We start from the raw sequence: 14,811 nt of genomic DNA, 5'->3' as shown, positions 1-14,811 counted from the left end.
TTAGCAAACGATAGCTTCGCTAAATTCAAAAGAAGGAGACGATTAACGTCAAGAATTTTTGACTGTTTGAGCGTAGCGAGTTTCAAAAATTTAGTTAATCTTCGAGTTCTTTCATACAGTATGCGACAGCGTGTTTGAGTTTGTTTTAAACATACTCTTGCTCTCATCATGTATATGAGACAAAATCATATTCCATTTTTTCTTTGTTTTATCATTAGATAGCCCTGGTAATTACTAGTAAATTTACGATTATCCATTAATTTATTGTATAATCAAACTATTATATAATATAATGGAGTTAAGTTGAATTGTACATGTTTAAATATAGTGCTAAAGATATTAGTGAAGTTTATAAAAAGGAGATGATGTAGTGGAAGCGATAGTAGATGTAGTACAAGGTAAAATATCGAACTATAATCAAATAGACAAAGATTCTATAATCCTAAGTGATGAGGTAAGAAATCTTTGTGAGAAAAATTATTGTGGTAGTTACGGTAAGAACTGGGTATGTCCACCAGCTATAGAGAATTTAGATTCGATTAGAGATACATTTGAAAATTATAATAATTTTATGGTGCTTCATGAGGTTTATGAATTAAATGATTCATACGATTGGGAGGGCATGGTTAATAGCGCTAAAGATTTTCAGGAAAAGTTATTGTCAGTCAAGAAAGGTTTTGGCAAAGACTTTGATTTTAAGATATTTGGAGTAGGAGCATGTTCGTTATGCAAAACATGTACATATCCAGAAGATAAACCATGTAGACGACCTGAGGATAAGATTATATCACTAGAAGCAAGTGGTATTGACGTAATGTCATTAATGAAAGATAATAATTTACAGTACAATAACGGACCTAATACTGTTACATATATTGGTGGGATATTGTATTAAGAATATAAAATAGCAATTAGATATAATTAAAAATTTAAGAAATACTGTGTAATATGTTTTATGATCAATAGGCTGCCAGTTTGGCAGCCTATACTTGAATTTCTCTATTATACTTGAATAAGCGTCTAAGTCGCTATTTTTGTATAGAATTATTTAACAAGTAATTCTTATTAATAAAAATTACTTTTTCTATACTTTCTTTAGATGGACCTCCATCTACTTTTCGATTATTTACACATGCTTCTAGAGTTATACTACTATATACTGTTTCATCAAAGCAATCAGAAATATTCTTATATTCTTCAATAGTTAATTCTTCTAGTGTTTTATTATTTTCAATGCTATAAAGTACTAATTTTCCAATTATTTCGTGTGCTTCTCTAAATGGTACTTTATTTTTGACTAGCCAATCTGCTGCATCAGTAGCGTTAGTAAATCCTCTGCCTGCTGACTTATACATGACTTCTTTATTTACTTTTAATGTGGCAAGCATTTTTGTGAAAATTGGTATAGCCATGGAAAGAGTATTTACAGAATCAAATAATGCTTCTTTATCTTCTTGCATATCTTTGTTATATGCCAAAGGTAATCCTTTCATGGTAGTAAGTAAGGCTAGTAAATTACCGTAAACTCTTCCAGTTTTACCTCTTACTAGTTCTGCTATATCTGGGTTTTTCTTTTGTGGCATAATACTACTGCCAGTACTATATTCATCATCTAATTGTATGAAATTAAATTCATCAGAACACCAAAGGATAATCTCTTCGCTAAACCTACTTAAGTGCATCATCATTAGGGACATGGCACTCATAAATTCTATACAAAAATCTCGATCTGATACAGAATCCAAACTATTCATAGTTATACCATCAAAATCTAGTAATTTTGAGACATAAGTTCGATCTAAATTGTAGGTGGTAGTTGCTAGAGCTCCTGCACCTAGGGGCATAATATTTACTCTTTTATAACAATCTGAAAGCCTTTCACGATCCCTTTTAAACATTTCAAAGTAAGCTAGTACATGGTGAGCTAAGGTTATGGGTTGCGCTTTCTGTAGATGTGTATAGCCAGGCATAATTGTATCTATATTTTTTTCTGCAATATTTACTAATACCTCATGTAATTCGTGTAGTAAACTATCAATATGTTTAATTTTATCTTTTACATACATTCGAATATCTAGGGCTACTTGGTCATTTCTACTTCTGCCTGTGTGAAGTTTTTTTCCAGTATCACCTATCTTATTTATGAGGAATTTTTCTACATTCATATGAATATCTTCTGCAGAAACATCAAATTCTACTTTGCCCATTTTAATTTCTTGTAGAATTTCATTGAGTCCTTTTATTATAAGTTCAGCTTCATCTATACTAATAATTCCTTGCTTTCCTAGCATAGTTGCATGGGCTATACTTCCTTGGATATCATAACTGTACAATATATTGTCAAAATGTATAGAAGAATTAAAATCATCAGTTAACTGGCTAGTGTCTTTTGTAAACCGTCCTCCCCAAAGTTTCATGAAGTCACATCCTTTTTTTTATCATGGTTGATTCTTTTGCATTTTCATAAGTGCTCTTACTCTAAGTGGTAAACCAAACAATCTAATAAAACCTTCCGCGTCCTTATGATCGTATAAGTCACCAGTAGTAAAGCTAGCAATTTCTTCATTATACAATGAATTTGGAGAAGTTGCACCTGCTGATATTATATTTCCTTTGAATAATTTAAGTTTAACGACACCTGATATAGATTCTTGTGTAGTTTCAACAAATGCTTCTAAAGCTTCTCGAAGTGGAGTAAACCATTCACCACTATATACTAACTCAGCGTATTTAATTGATAAAGTTTGTTTATAGGAGTAAGTTTGTTTGTCTAAGCATAAATGTTCTAGTTCTTCGTGGGCTCTATAAAGAATAGTGCCGCCAGGAGTTTCATAGACTCCCCTAGATTTCATGCCGACAATTCTATTTTCAACTAAGTCAATAACGCCAATAGCGTGTTTTCCACCAATTTCATTTAACGCTGTAATCATATCATTCCCGTTTAGTTCTTTTCCATTTAATTTTATTGGGATACCTTTTTCAAATTCTAGTTCTACATATTCAGCCTCATTTGGGGCATTTTCTATTGTGTTTGACATCTGTAGTATTTTTGATAAATCAGGTTCAATAGAAGGGTCTTCAAGTTCTAAACCTTCGTGGCTTACATGCCATAAGTTTCTATCCCTACTATAACTAGTATCTTTTTTCATATTTAGTTTAATATCGTGTTTTAAACAGTAGGTTATTGCGTCTTCCCTAGATTTAATATCCCAAATTCTCCAAGGTGCTATGATTTTCAAGTGGGGTGCTAAAGCTGTCATAGTCAATTCAAATCGCACTTGATCATTTCCTTTGCCTGTAGCGCCATGGCATATAGCAACTGCACCTTCTAATAAGGCATAATGAACTAGTCTCTGTGCAATCAGCGGTCGAGCTATGGAAGTACCTAAGAGATACTTGTTTTCATACACAGCTCCAGCTTTCATAGTAGGGTAAACGTAATTTTGTACAAATTCTTCACGTACATCATCTATGTATAATTTGCTTGCACCTGAAGAAATAGCTCTTTCTTCTAAACCATCAATTTCTTGACCTTGGCCTACATCAATACAAACAGCAATTACTTCGTAATCATAGTTTTCCTTTAACCAGGGTATAATAGTTGTTGTATCTAAACCGCCTGAGTATGCTAATATTACTTTTTCTTTCATTCTATATTCCTCCAATAAAAATAATTCATTTTACTATTGAATAATTATACAATAATAATGTATAATATGCAATATAAATAAATATAAAATATTATTGATATAAATTGAAGAGGTGTTAAATTTGATTAAGGTAGCAGTTGTAGGAGCTTCAGGATATGCAGGGCAAGAACTTATAAGACTTTTGTATCAACATCCAAATGTAGATATTAAAGTAATCACATCTAGAAGTAATATAAATGAAAGATATGATAGTATGTATGGTAATTATATTAAACGGAGTAATTTAACATTTGAAGTGAATGATGTTGATAAAATATGTAAAGATGTAGATATAATATTTTTGGCACTACCTCATGGAGTTGCTTCTAATATAGTAACAAAAGATATTATATCTAAAGCAAAGATTATAGATTTAGGGGCAGACTTCAGAATAAGCGATTTAAGCATCTACGAGAATTGGTATAACACAAAGCATGGTAATGAAACACTTCTTAAAGAAGATTCTATTTATGGTTTGTGTGAGTTAAATAGAGAAAACATTGGTAAGTATAAATTAATAGCTAATCCAGGCTGTTATACTACTTGCAGCATACTATCCCTAGCACCAATTATGGATAAGAGTTTTATTGATAAAAAGTCACTAATAATAGATGCTAAATCTGGAGTAACTGGTGCAGGAAGAAGTTTAGATATTTCTACCCATTTTACTGAGTGTAATGAATCAATTAAAGCTTATAAAGTTGCATCCCATAGACATACACCAGAGATTGAAGAACAGTTATCTGTAATAGCTGGAGAGGATATACATTTGATTTTTACTCCACACTTAGTACCTATGAATAGAGGGATATTAGCAACTTGCTACATTAGATTAACGGAAGATATTCATATTGACGATATTTACAATATTTATCGTGAGTTTTATAAAGATGATTATTTCGTAAGATTATTAAATAAGGGAATAAATCCTGAGACTAAGTGGGTAAAAGGATCAAACTATTGTGACATAGGTATTAATTTAGATTCTAGAACAAATACCTTAATAGTAGTTGGAGCAATTGACAATCTTATAAAAGGAGCCGCAGGGCAAGCGGTACAGAATATGAACATTTTATTTGGTTTAGACGAGACAACAGGATTAGAAGATATAGCAATATTTCCAGTATAATGGGAAAAACAAATAAGAAAGAAGTGAGAATTATGCATATAGTAGAAGGCGGAGTTGTTGCACCTAAGGGGTTCAAATCAGGAGGAAAATTTATTGGTCTAAAGAAAAAAAGGAAGGATTTATCAATAGTACTAAGTGAGATTCCATGTAGTTTTGCTGCGTTGTTTACTACTAATAAAGTCAAAGCAGCACCAGTAATATGGAATCAAGAGATATATAATAATTATTCTAAAATCAGGGCATTGGTAATAAATAGTGGAAATGCCAATGCATGTACTGGACAAAAAGGGTATGAAGATACAGTATTAACTGCAAAGACTCTTGCAAAATCTATAGGAGCAGATCAACATGAGATATTAGTAGCCTCCACAGGTGTTATTGGAGTGCCACTACCTATAGATAAAATTACTAACAATATAGATGGTTTAGTTCAAGAACTCGACGATGATGTTGTATCGGGAATTAATGCAGCTGAAGGTATTATGACTACTGACACCAATATAAAAATGATATCAGTAAAGATAGAAATTGAAGGAAAGGAAATACATATTGGGGGAATGGCAAAAGGTTCAGGTATGATACACCCAAATATGGCAACTATGCTCTCTTTTATTACAACTGATATTAATATTGACGAAAGCTTGCTCAGAGATACGCTTAAAGAGATTACAAAGGACACCTACAATATGATTTCAGTAGATGGAGATACTAGTACAAATGATATGGTTATTGCTCTAGCAAATGGAATGGCAGGTAACGCACAAATAATCTCCCGTGATGAGAACTATAAAATATTTTACGATGCATTTTTATATGTTAATAAGTACTTAGCCCAAGAGATTGTTCGAGATGGTGAAGGTGCTAGTAAATTTATTGAAGTAAATGTTAATGGTGCTAAAAGTAAAGAAGATGCAATCTTAATTGTTAAATCAGTGTTAACTTCTAACTTAGTAAAAACTGCTTTATTTGGAGAAGACGCTAATTGGGGAAGAGTGTTATGTGCTGCAGGATACTCAGGAGCAGATTTTAATCCTGATAAAGCCACATTGTACTTTGAAAGTAATAATGAATCTATATTACTATTAGAACAAGGTTTACCTGTGACATTTGATGAAGATAAAGCTTTTAATATACTTAAAAACAATGACATAACAATAAGGATAGAATTGGAAGAAGGAGAGGGCTCATCTACAGGATGGGGATGTGACTTAAGTTATGAATACGTGAAAATAAATGGAGAATATCGAACCTAATCTATACTATTCGCGCTGAGCCTAGAGACCAAGATAATACCATCATATAATAAATAATAGATACAAAAGGAGTATATAATGGCCAAACATCTAAATAAAGCTACCACATTAGTAGAGGCTTTACCTTACATACAAAAATTTAACAATAAAGTCATCGTAATAAAATACGGTGGAAGCGCTATGATCGATGAAAAATTAAAGCTGTCAGTTATTAAAGATATTAGTTTAATGAAGCTTGTGGGAATTAAACCAGTAGTTGTACATGGTGGCGGAAATAAAATTAGTGAAATGTTATTAAAAATTGGCAAAGAACCAAAATTTATACAAGGACTTCGTGTAACAGATGACGAGACTGTTGAAATTGCAGAGATGGTTCTTTCAGGAAGCGTCAATAAGGGAATAGTTCAATTGTTTGAACAACAAGGTATGAAAGCAGTTGGTATAAGTGGAAAAGATGGAAAGAGTATTATCGCAAAAAAGAAATTAGTTGATGGAGAGGATATAGGTTGGGTAGGTCAAATTGATACTATTAACCCAGAGTTGATTAGGGCATTAATAGATGATGATTTTATACCAGTTATAGCTCCTATAGCATGTGATGAAGACAATAATACCTATAATATTAATGCTGACTATGTGGCAGGTGCTATTGCTTCTGAATTAAAAGCTGAGAAATTAATTTATATGACGGATGTTGAAGGTGTCATGAAGGACGTAAATGATAGAGAAAGTCTAATATCAAAGATAAAACTTAATGAAATACAAAACTACATAGAAAGTAAAGTAATTGTAGGTGGAATGATCCCTAAAATAGAGTGTTGTGCTGAAAGCATTGAGAAAGGTGTATCTGGAGTTCATATCCTTGATGGTAGAGTTGAACATAGTTTGATTCTAGAAGTATTCACTAATTCTGGGATAGGAACAATGCTTATGCCATAGGCACAGGAGTATAAAAGTAACACTATTTTAAATAAAGGCTAATACGCTTCACATACTATAGGAGCAAACTTATAGTAAAAAAAATAAACAAATAACCGGAGGTTATAGAATGGAAAATGATACTATAAAAAAGGGTAATCAATATATAATGAATTCTTATGCTCGCTTCCCTATTGTTTTTGATAGGGGAGAAAAAGTATATTTATATGATGACAAAGGAAAGAAGTACCTAGATTTTGTGGCAGGCATTGCAGTAAATTGCCTGGGGTATGCAAATCAAGAGTTTATTGATGCTATCAATGAACAGTTGAAAAAACTAAATCATGTATCAAATCTTTACTGGATAGAGCCTGCTGTTGAAGTAGCTGAAAAATTAGCTAAATATTCAGGTTTAGATCAAGTTTTTTATTGTAATAGTGGAGCAGAAGCTGTAGAGGCTGCAATTAAATTAAGTAGAATTTACAGTCAAAAAAATAAAAGCGAAGAGTGCTATGAAATAATTTCTATGAATCAATCTTTTCACGGAAGAACAATGGGAGCTTTATCATTGACTGGACAAGAAAAATATCATAATAATCTAAAACCTTTGTTATCTGGTGTTAATAGAGCGCAGATTAATGATTTAAGCAGCTTACAGGCTCAAATCACAGAAAACACATCAGCAATTATAATAGAACCAATACAAGGAGAGGGTGGTATTAACCCTGTTGATCAAGAGTATTTAGAGGAAGTTAGAAAAATATGTGATAAAAAAGATATAGTTTTAATATTTGATGAAGTTCAAACTGGAATAGGTAGGACAGGGGAATTGTTTGGATTTCAAAAATATGGTGTTGTACCAGATATCGTAACTTGCGCAAAAGGTTTAGGTAATGGAATTCCAATAGGTGCCATAGTGGCAAAGAAAAAGTTTTCAGTAGAATTTACGCCTGGAACTCATGCATCAACCTTTGGAGGCAATGGCATAGCTTGCAGTGCTGCAAAAGTAGTGTTAGATCAATTAATGGAAAAAGGTTTATTACAGAGTATCAAAAAAAGAGGAGAACATCTTGCTAATAAATTAAGTGAATTGAAAGATAAATTTAATATTATTAAAGATGTAAGAGGTATAGGTTTAATTCAAGGAATAGAACTTACAATTCCAGTATCTGATATTGTAGGTGCATGTATGGAAAAAGGATTACTACTTGTTCCATCTGGAGCTAATGTGATTAGATTTGTTCCACCATTGATTATCACAGATGAACAAATAGACGAGGGGATTTCTATTTTAGAATCCGTTTTGGAGGAAATTTAAAATGAAGGCATTTATATATTTGGAAGACGGTACAAAATTAGAAGGAAAATCTTTTGGTTCAGATAATACTGTGATTGGAGAACTAGTTTTTAATACTGGGATGACAGGATATCAAGAAGTGTTGACAGATCCATCATATAGAGAACAAATTGTAATTATGACTTACCCTATGATTGGAAATTACGGAATTAATAAAGACGACAATGAATCTAATGAGGTGCAAGTAAAAGCTTTTATTGTAAGAGAGTATAGTGTAATTCCTAGTCATTACGAGAGTATTAACACTATAGATAATTTTCTTAAAGAGAATAATATACCAGGTGTTTACGATGTAGATACTAGAATGCTTACAAAAAGGATAAGAAATAGTGGAAGCATGAAGTGTCTTATAACGACGAAGGAACTAAAGGATTATAAAAATCTAATTGATAGTTACCAATTACCAAAAGACATCGTAAGTATGGTATCGAGAAATTTGAAAGAATATTTTCCGGGAAATAATTACAAAGTAGGTATATTAGACTTAGGTCTTAAAAAGGGAATAGAGAACAATTTAAAAAAGATGGGTTGTTCTGTAATCATTTACCCGTATAATACTACAAAAGATGAAATTATGGACGATAATATAGACGTTTTGCTATTGTCTAATGGTCCTGGCGATCCAAAAGAAAACTTGAAGGTAATAGATTTAGCTAAAGATATGATGGGAACTCTGCCTTTATGGGGGATTTGTTTAGGTCATCAAATTTTAGCTCTAGCATTAGGTGGAGACACTTATAAGATGAAATTTGGGCATAGAGGTAGCAATCATCCAGTAATGAATATAGAAACTGGCAAAATATTAATTTCGTCGCAAAATCATGGTTATGCAGTAAAAGATGAATCCTTATCTGCTGGAATAATAAAAACTTACACTAATATTAACGATGATACTTTAGAGGGGTTCGATTACCCAGATTATAATATCAAAGCAGTACAATTTCACCCAGAAGAAGGTCCAGGACCTATAGATGGGCATATTATATTTAAAGAGTGGCTAGACAGCTTGAAGGAGGTCGAATAAAGTGCCTAAGAACAATGACATTAAAAAAGTTTTAGTAATTGGATCAGGTCCCATTATCATAGGTCAAGCAGCAGAATTTGATTATGCAGGAACTCAAGCTTGCAAAGCACTGAAAGAAGAAGGCATACAAGTAGTATTGGTTAATAGCAACCCAGCTACAATAATGACAGATGATAATATTGCTGACAAAGTATATATTCAGCCTATAAGTATCGATGCTATTTCGTATATAATATCCAAGGAGAAACCCGATGGTTTACTTGCCACTATTGGAGGACAAACAGGACTGAATATGGCAGTTGAACTACAAGAAGCTGGAGTTCTTGAAAAGTATAATGTTAAGCTACTTGGGACATCACTAGAAGCGATAAAAAAGGCGGAAGATAGGGAAAGTTTTAAAGCATTAATGGAAGAAATTGATGAGCCAATTCCTAAAAGTGCTATCGTATCGGAAGTAGAAGATGGAATTTTATTTTCAAAAGAAATAGGATTTCCTATAATAGTTAGACCAGCGTATACTTTAGGTGGAACTGGTGGAGGTATAGCTAATAATGAAAAAGAGCTTAGGGATATTATTTATACAGGCATTATGTTTAGTCGTATAAATCAAGTATTATTAGAACAAAGTGTAGCCGGATGGAAAGAATTAGAATACGAGGTAATGCGTGATAGTAATGATACTTGTATTATAATTTGTAATATGGAAAATATCGATCCTGTAGGTGTTCATACTGGAGATAGTATAGTAGTAGCACCATCTCAGACCTTAACGGATAATGAATATCATATGCTTAGACAATCAGCACTTAAGATTATTAGATCTTTAAAAATTGAAGGTGGGTGTAATATCCAGTTTGCTTTAAATCCTAAGAGCAAAGAATATATCGTGATAGAAGTAAATCCTAGAGTAAGTAGATCTTCTGCACTTGCTTCAAAAGCAGCAGGTTATCCAATTGCTAAAATAGCTGCTAAAATTGCTGTTGGCTTACATTTGCATGAGATAGATAATGCAGTGACAAAAAAAACTAAGGCTTCTTTTGAGCCAACATTGGATTATATAGTTACCAAGATTCCGAAATGGCCTTTTGATAAATTTGATTACGCTAATAGAACTTTAGGTACTCAAATGAAGGCTACTGGGGAAGTTATGGCCATAGATAGAAATTTTGAAAGTTCACTATTAAAAGCTGTTATATCATTAGAGGGCAATGTAATTTCAATGCGAAAAGAGTATCTAGAGAAATTAAACGATGATGAACTTGATGCTTTACTGTATACAGTAGATGACAACAGAATTTTTACTATATTTGAAGCAATAAGAAGAGGCACGACCATAGATCGAATTCATGAAATAACAATGATTGACAAGTGGTTTTTATATAAATTCGAAAATATCGTAAACGTTGAAAAAGAAATGATGAATAAAGAGTTAGACTTTGAACTATTACATAAAGCTGAAAAACTTGGATTTACTGACCGTGAAATTGAAATTTTATCTGGTGAGAGCAACGATGTAATAGATGCAATAAGAAGAGCGCATCAATTGTACCCTGTATATAAAATGGTTGATACTTGTGCAGGAGAATTTGAATCTACTACTCCTTATTACTACTCTACTTATGATTTAGAAGATGAAAATGTAATAAGCAAGAAAGAAAAAATTATCGTAATCGGATCTGGACCTATTAGGATAGGACAAGGTATTGAGTTCGACTATTGTTCTGTACATGCAGCTTGGGCAATACAAAAATGCGGTTATGAATCTATAATTATTAATAACAATCCTGAAACAGTAAGTACTGATTTTGATATATCTGACAAATTATATTTTGAACCTCTATTTATCGAGGATGTTTACAATGTAATTCGAAAAGAAGTTCCTAAGGGGGTTATTGTTCAATTTGGAGGTCAAACTTCTATTAATCTGGCACAAAAATTAATGAATAGGGGTGTCCAAATACTTGGAACATCAGTAAATTCTATCGATGTTGCAGAAGATCGAAAGCGTTTTGATAGACTACTTCAAGAGTTGAAAATACCAAGACCAAAAGGTACAGCTGTAACTTCATTGGAAGGTGGAATTAAAGCTGCAAAAGACATTGGTTATCCAGTTCTTGTAAGACCTTCTTATGTAATAGGGGGAAGGGCTATGCAAGTAGTATATAATGAATTAGAGTTGATAAAATATTTAAAAGAAGCAGCTAGTATATCTACAGAACACCCTATCTTAATAGATGAGTATATACTTGGTGTAGAAGTAGAAGTTGATGCTATTTCTGATGGAAAAGACATTTTAATTCCTGGAATTATGGAACACCTTGAGAGAACAGGTGTACACTCTGGCGATAGTTTTACTGTATATCCACCGCAAAATTTAAGTATAGAGATTATAAATAAGCTAATTGAATATACTAAAAATATTTCTAGGGCACTTAATGTGAAAGGACTTGTTAATATTCAATTTGCTATTAAGGAAGATCAGATATATATTATTGAAGTAAACCCTAGGGCTTCACGAACAGTACCTATTATGAGTAAAGTGACAGGTATACCGATGATTGATGTAGCGATGCAAGTAATATTAGGCGATAGATTAGCTGACCTTGCATATGGAACTGGATTAAAAGAAAGTGACAATTTAATAGCAGTCAAAGCACCAGTTTTTTCTTTTCAAAAATTATTAGATGTTGATTCAGCCCTTACGCCTGAAATGAAATCTACAGGAGAAGTATTAGGCATTGATACAAAGTACGAGTTAGCATTACTAAAAGCATTTTTGGGAGCTGGGTATGTATTCAATTTGAAAGGCAAAATATTATTTAGTATAGATGATAGAGGCAAAGAAGAATGCGTAGAGTATGCAAAAAAATTCATAGATTTAGGTTTTGATATTATTGCCACAGATAATACCTATAAGTATTTAAGTGAAAGAGGTATAAAAGTAGAAATGATTAGCAAAACTGACTTAGAAATAATAAAAGAAAAATTGAAAAAAGGGGAAATATGTGCAGTAGTAAATACACCTACAATTGGAAAAGATACTTCTAGAACAGGCTTTAAAGTTCGTTCCTACTGCCAGATGATGAACGTACCATCCTTTACTTGCTTTGATACAGTCGATGCGTATCTAGTGGCTTTAAAAGCTTTAAAAAGTGAAGAAGAAATCACATACGATACTATTTTAGAATATAGATAAAGATATAGTAATATATAAAGACGTTATTTCAGTAAATTGTTGAAATAACGTCTTTATAGCACTTTATATGTTTTTCCTATTAAGAGGCATACTCATACAGCGGGGACCACCACGCCCTCTTGAGAGTTCATAAGACTCAAATTCTAAAACTTCTATACCGTTTTTTCTTAAAGCCTCATTAGTGATGTAGTTTCTATCATAACATATTACTTTACCTGGTTGAATTGCTAGAGTATTGCTACCGTCACTCCACTGTTCTCTTCCAGCAGCAATCAAATTACCGTCTCCGCAGCGAATCAAATTAATTGCAGGTAATTTTAAATACTTTTTAAGTATAGATGTAAGAGTATCAGATTCGAATGAAATAGCCAATGCATTACCAGGGCTTTTTTTAATGCTGTATACGTCTAATGGGTTTTCAATTCCTGGGTAAATTGTGAACTTATCATAGTCTACCATTGTAAAAACCGTATCTAAGTGCATAAATTCTCGAGCCTTTGGAATGTCAAAAGCTAAGATTACTTCAAAAGATTCATTAGAGTATAAGAGCTTTTTAGCAACCTTTTCTACAGCTATTGAATCTGTACGATCGCTAACCCCAATAGCAATTACTTTATTTGATAAAATCAAGATATCTCCTCCTTCAATAGGATGAGTTTTATCCCTATTGTACCAGCGGGGAACATCTTTAAACCTTGGATGATAGTCAAATAGGTATTTAGCAAATAAAGTTTCCCTATTTCTAGTAGTTGAAGACATAACATTAAGTGTTACACCATGTCCCATAGAAGCAAAGGGATCCCTTTGAAAATAAAGATTAGGTATGGGATCCAGGTAAAAGGGGTATGGATTTTTAACTATATCTGCTAATGATTTTTTTGGAATGTGCGCTAACTCGGATTTTTGTACTCCTGCAATACATTTTTTAACCATGTCAATAGGAGACATTCTACTAAAAAAATCTCGTAGAGTTTCTTTTACAGCTTCTGTAGCCACGTTACCCTCTACCATAAAATCTTCTAAAAATTGTTTTCGAGTATCAGGGCAATTAAATATTTGAGCCATCAAATCGGTTAGGTAAAGCACTTCTATTCCTTCATCAATCATTAATTTTGCAAATTGCAGATGTTCTTTTTGAGCTTGTTTCAAATATATTATTTCATCAAATAAAAGTCTTTTTAGATATTTGGGTACAATATTTTCTACTTCATCTCCAGGACAATGAAGTAATACACTTTTTAATTGTCCAATTTCATTATATACGTTTAAACCAGAATTTTCAGTAATCATAATATCAAATCCTCTCCTATAACATCATTACCCAATTTTGCTAGATTTATTAATTTATTTTTGAATATCGAAAAAATCCAAGTCGATTTTAATAAGCAATTAAATACTAGAATAATTACTTTACTAGAATAATATAATGTAAAAACATATAAACGTAATGTAATTTAAGTGGAGGATGTAAATTTGGATAGAACTATTATTTATGCCCATAGAGGGGCTTCAGGATATAGTCCTGAAAACACTATAAGCTCATTTCATAAAGGTATTGAATTAGGAGCAAATGGAATAGAATTAGATGTACATCTCAGTAAAGATGGCGAGATAATAGTATGCCATGATGGAAAGGTAAACCGTACTACAAATGGTAGAGGATATATCAGAGAACTAAATTTAAAGCAACTAAAGAAATTAGATGCTGGCTCTTGGTTTAGCAAAAAGTATAAAGGAGAAAAATTGCCTACATTAAAAGAAGTTTTTGAAGTTTTTAACAAAGAAAAAATGCTAATAAATATTGAGATTAAGAATATCCCATTTATCTACCCTGATATTGAAAAGAAAGTAATCGAATTAGTAGAAAGCTTCAATGCGGTTAATAGAGTAACAATTTCTAGCTTTAACCACTATAGTTTATTAGAAATAAAAAAAATAAATCCCAAAATAAAAACAGGAGCATTGTATATGGCAGGACTCATACGTCCGTGGAAATATGCGCAAGATATAGGTGTAGATGCCATTAATACATACATGTATAATATTATAGCTATGCCTTCATTAGTTAAACAATCTATAGATAATGGGATAGAAGTTAATGCTTTTACCGTAAATGAACTTATACATATTAAAAAAATTTTAGAAACAAATCTTACTGGAATCATTACGGATTTCCCTGATCGAGTAGTAATGGTAAGGGGGAAAATGAGTAATAAACCCTAGAGCAATCACTAGGGTTTATAAT

At 32.2% G+C, this 14,811-nt stretch carries 11 protein-coding genes; 8 read left to right on the top strand and 3 right to left on the bottom strand.

Annotated elements, in window-relative coordinates; translation table 11 throughout:
- The first annotated feature begins 370 nt into the window (after positions 1-370).
- Entirely contained in the window at positions 371-895 is a 525-nt protein-coding gene (locus GC105_RS12655; RefSeq protein ID WP_152805339.1) for a DUF2284 domain-containing protein, read from the top strand.
- A gap of 133 nt (positions 896-1,028) precedes the next feature.
- Here the strand turns inward: GC105_RS12655 and argH are convergent, their stop codons facing one another.
- Both argH and GC105_RS12645 read right to left on the bottom strand, forming a co-directional pair.
- Positions 1,029-2,417, bottom strand: a complete 1,389-nt coding sequence (gene argH, locus GC105_RS12650) for an argininosuccinate lyase (protein ID WP_152805337.1) — start codon at positions 2,415-2,417, stop codon at positions 1,029-1,031.
- Positions 2,418-2,438: 21 nt separating this feature from the next.
- Complete coding sequence (locus tag GC105_RS12645) at positions 2,439-3,650, bottom strand: argininosuccinate synthase (RefSeq protein ID WP_152805336.1); 1,212 nt, start codon at positions 3,648-3,650, stop codon at positions 2,439-2,441.
- 121 nt (positions 3,651-3,771) lie between these two features.
- Between GC105_RS12645 and argC the strand changes: the two genes are divergently transcribed.
- The 6 genes from argC (at position 3,772) to carB (ending at position 12,566) form a co-directional block, all read left to right on the top strand.
- The gene (gene argC, locus GC105_RS12640) at positions 3,772-4,818 is read left to right on the top strand and encodes an N-acetyl-gamma-glutamyl-phosphate reductase (protein ID WP_152805334.1); all 1,047 of its coding nucleotides are present in this window, start codon (positions 3,772-3,774) and stop codon (positions 4,816-4,818) included.
- The gene (argJ, locus tag GC105_RS12635) at positions 4,818-6,071 is read left to right on the top strand and encodes a bifunctional ornithine acetyltransferase/N-acetylglutamate synthase (protein WP_246169835.1); all 1,254 of its coding nucleotides are present in this window, start codon (positions 4,818-4,820) and stop codon (positions 6,069-6,071) included. The genes argC and argJ overlap by 1 nt, the downstream gene beginning before the upstream one ends.
- Before the next feature lie 78 nt (positions 6,072-6,149).
- Positions 6,150-7,010 (top strand): acetylglutamate kinase, encoded by an 861-nt coding sequence (argB, locus tag GC105_RS12630; protein ID WP_152805330.1) that lies wholly within the window; start codon positions 6,150-6,152, stop codon positions 7,008-7,010.
- Between the two features lie 109 nt (positions 7,011-7,119).
- Positions 7,120-8,307 carry an aspartate aminotransferase family protein gene (locus tag GC105_RS12625; protein WP_152805328.1) on the top strand — a complete coding sequence of 396 codons (1,188 nt, stop codon included), beginning with the start codon at positions 7,120-7,122 and terminating at the stop codon, positions 8,305-8,307.
- A gap of 1 nt (position 8,308) precedes the next feature.
- Complete coding sequence (carA, locus tag GC105_RS12620) at positions 8,309-9,370, top strand: glutamine-hydrolyzing carbamoyl-phosphate synthase small subunit (protein WP_152805326.1); 1,062 nt, start codon at positions 8,309-8,311, stop codon at positions 9,368-9,370.
- A gap of 1 nt (position 9,371) precedes the next feature.
- The gene (gene carB / locus GC105_RS12615; RefSeq protein WP_343030027.1) at positions 9,372-12,566 is read left to right on the top strand and encodes a carbamoyl-phosphate synthase large subunit; all 3,195 of its coding nucleotides are present in this window, start codon (positions 9,372-9,374) and stop codon (positions 12,564-12,566) included.
- A gap of 63 nt (positions 12,567-12,629) precedes the next feature.
- Here carB and arcA read toward each other — a convergent pair whose 3' ends face one another.
- Positions 12,630-13,853: an arginine deiminase gene (arcA, locus tag GC105_RS12610; protein ID WP_343030029.1), complete on the bottom strand. Its 1,224-nt coding sequence runs from the start codon at positions 13,851-13,853 to the stop codon at positions 12,630-12,632.
- A 186-nt stretch (positions 13,854-14,039) separates the two neighbouring features.
- Between arcA and GC105_RS12605 the strand changes: the two genes are divergently transcribed.
- Positions 14,040-14,789, top strand: coding sequence for a glycerophosphodiester phosphodiesterase (locus GC105_RS12605; protein WP_152805321.1), 750 nt, complete (start codon positions 14,040-14,042; stop codon positions 14,787-14,789).
- Positions 14,790-14,811 lie beyond the last annotated feature (22 nt).

Origin of the sequence: Alkalibaculum sporogenes (assembly GCF_009362815.1) — a bacterium.
GTDB classification, from domain to species: Bacteria; Bacillota; Clostridia; order Eubacteriales; family Alkalibacteraceae; genus Alkalibaculum_A; species Alkalibaculum_A sporogenes.
The sequence above is the reverse complement of the archived record's forward strand: the minus strand, read 5'-3'. Positions and strand labels throughout refer to the sequence as shown.

What these genes read in the sequence shown, in the direction of transcription:
- argH (WP_152805337.1), bottom strand. Translation starts at nt 2,417, where the DNA reads ATGAAACTTTGGGGAGGACGGTTTACAAAAGACACTAGCCAGTTAACT.
- argJ (WP_246169835.1), top strand. Translation starts at nt 4,818, where the DNA reads ATGGGAAAAACAAATAAGAAAGAAGTGAGAATTATGCATATAGTAGAA.
- GC105_RS12645 (WP_152805336.1), bottom strand. Translation starts at nt 3,650, where the DNA reads ATGAAAGAAAAAGTAATATTAGCATACTCAGGCGGTTTAGATACAACA.
- argB (WP_152805330.1), top strand. Translation starts at nt 6,150, where the DNA reads ATGGCCAAACATCTAAATAAAGCTACCACATTAGTAGAGGCTTTACCT.
- carA (WP_152805326.1), top strand. Translation starts at nt 8,309, where the DNA reads ATGAAGGCATTTATATATTTGGAAGACGGTACAAAATTAGAAGGAAAA.
- GC105_RS12625 (WP_152805328.1), top strand. Translation starts at nt 7,120, where the DNA reads ATGGAAAATGATACTATAAAAAAGGGTAATCAATATATAATGAATTCT.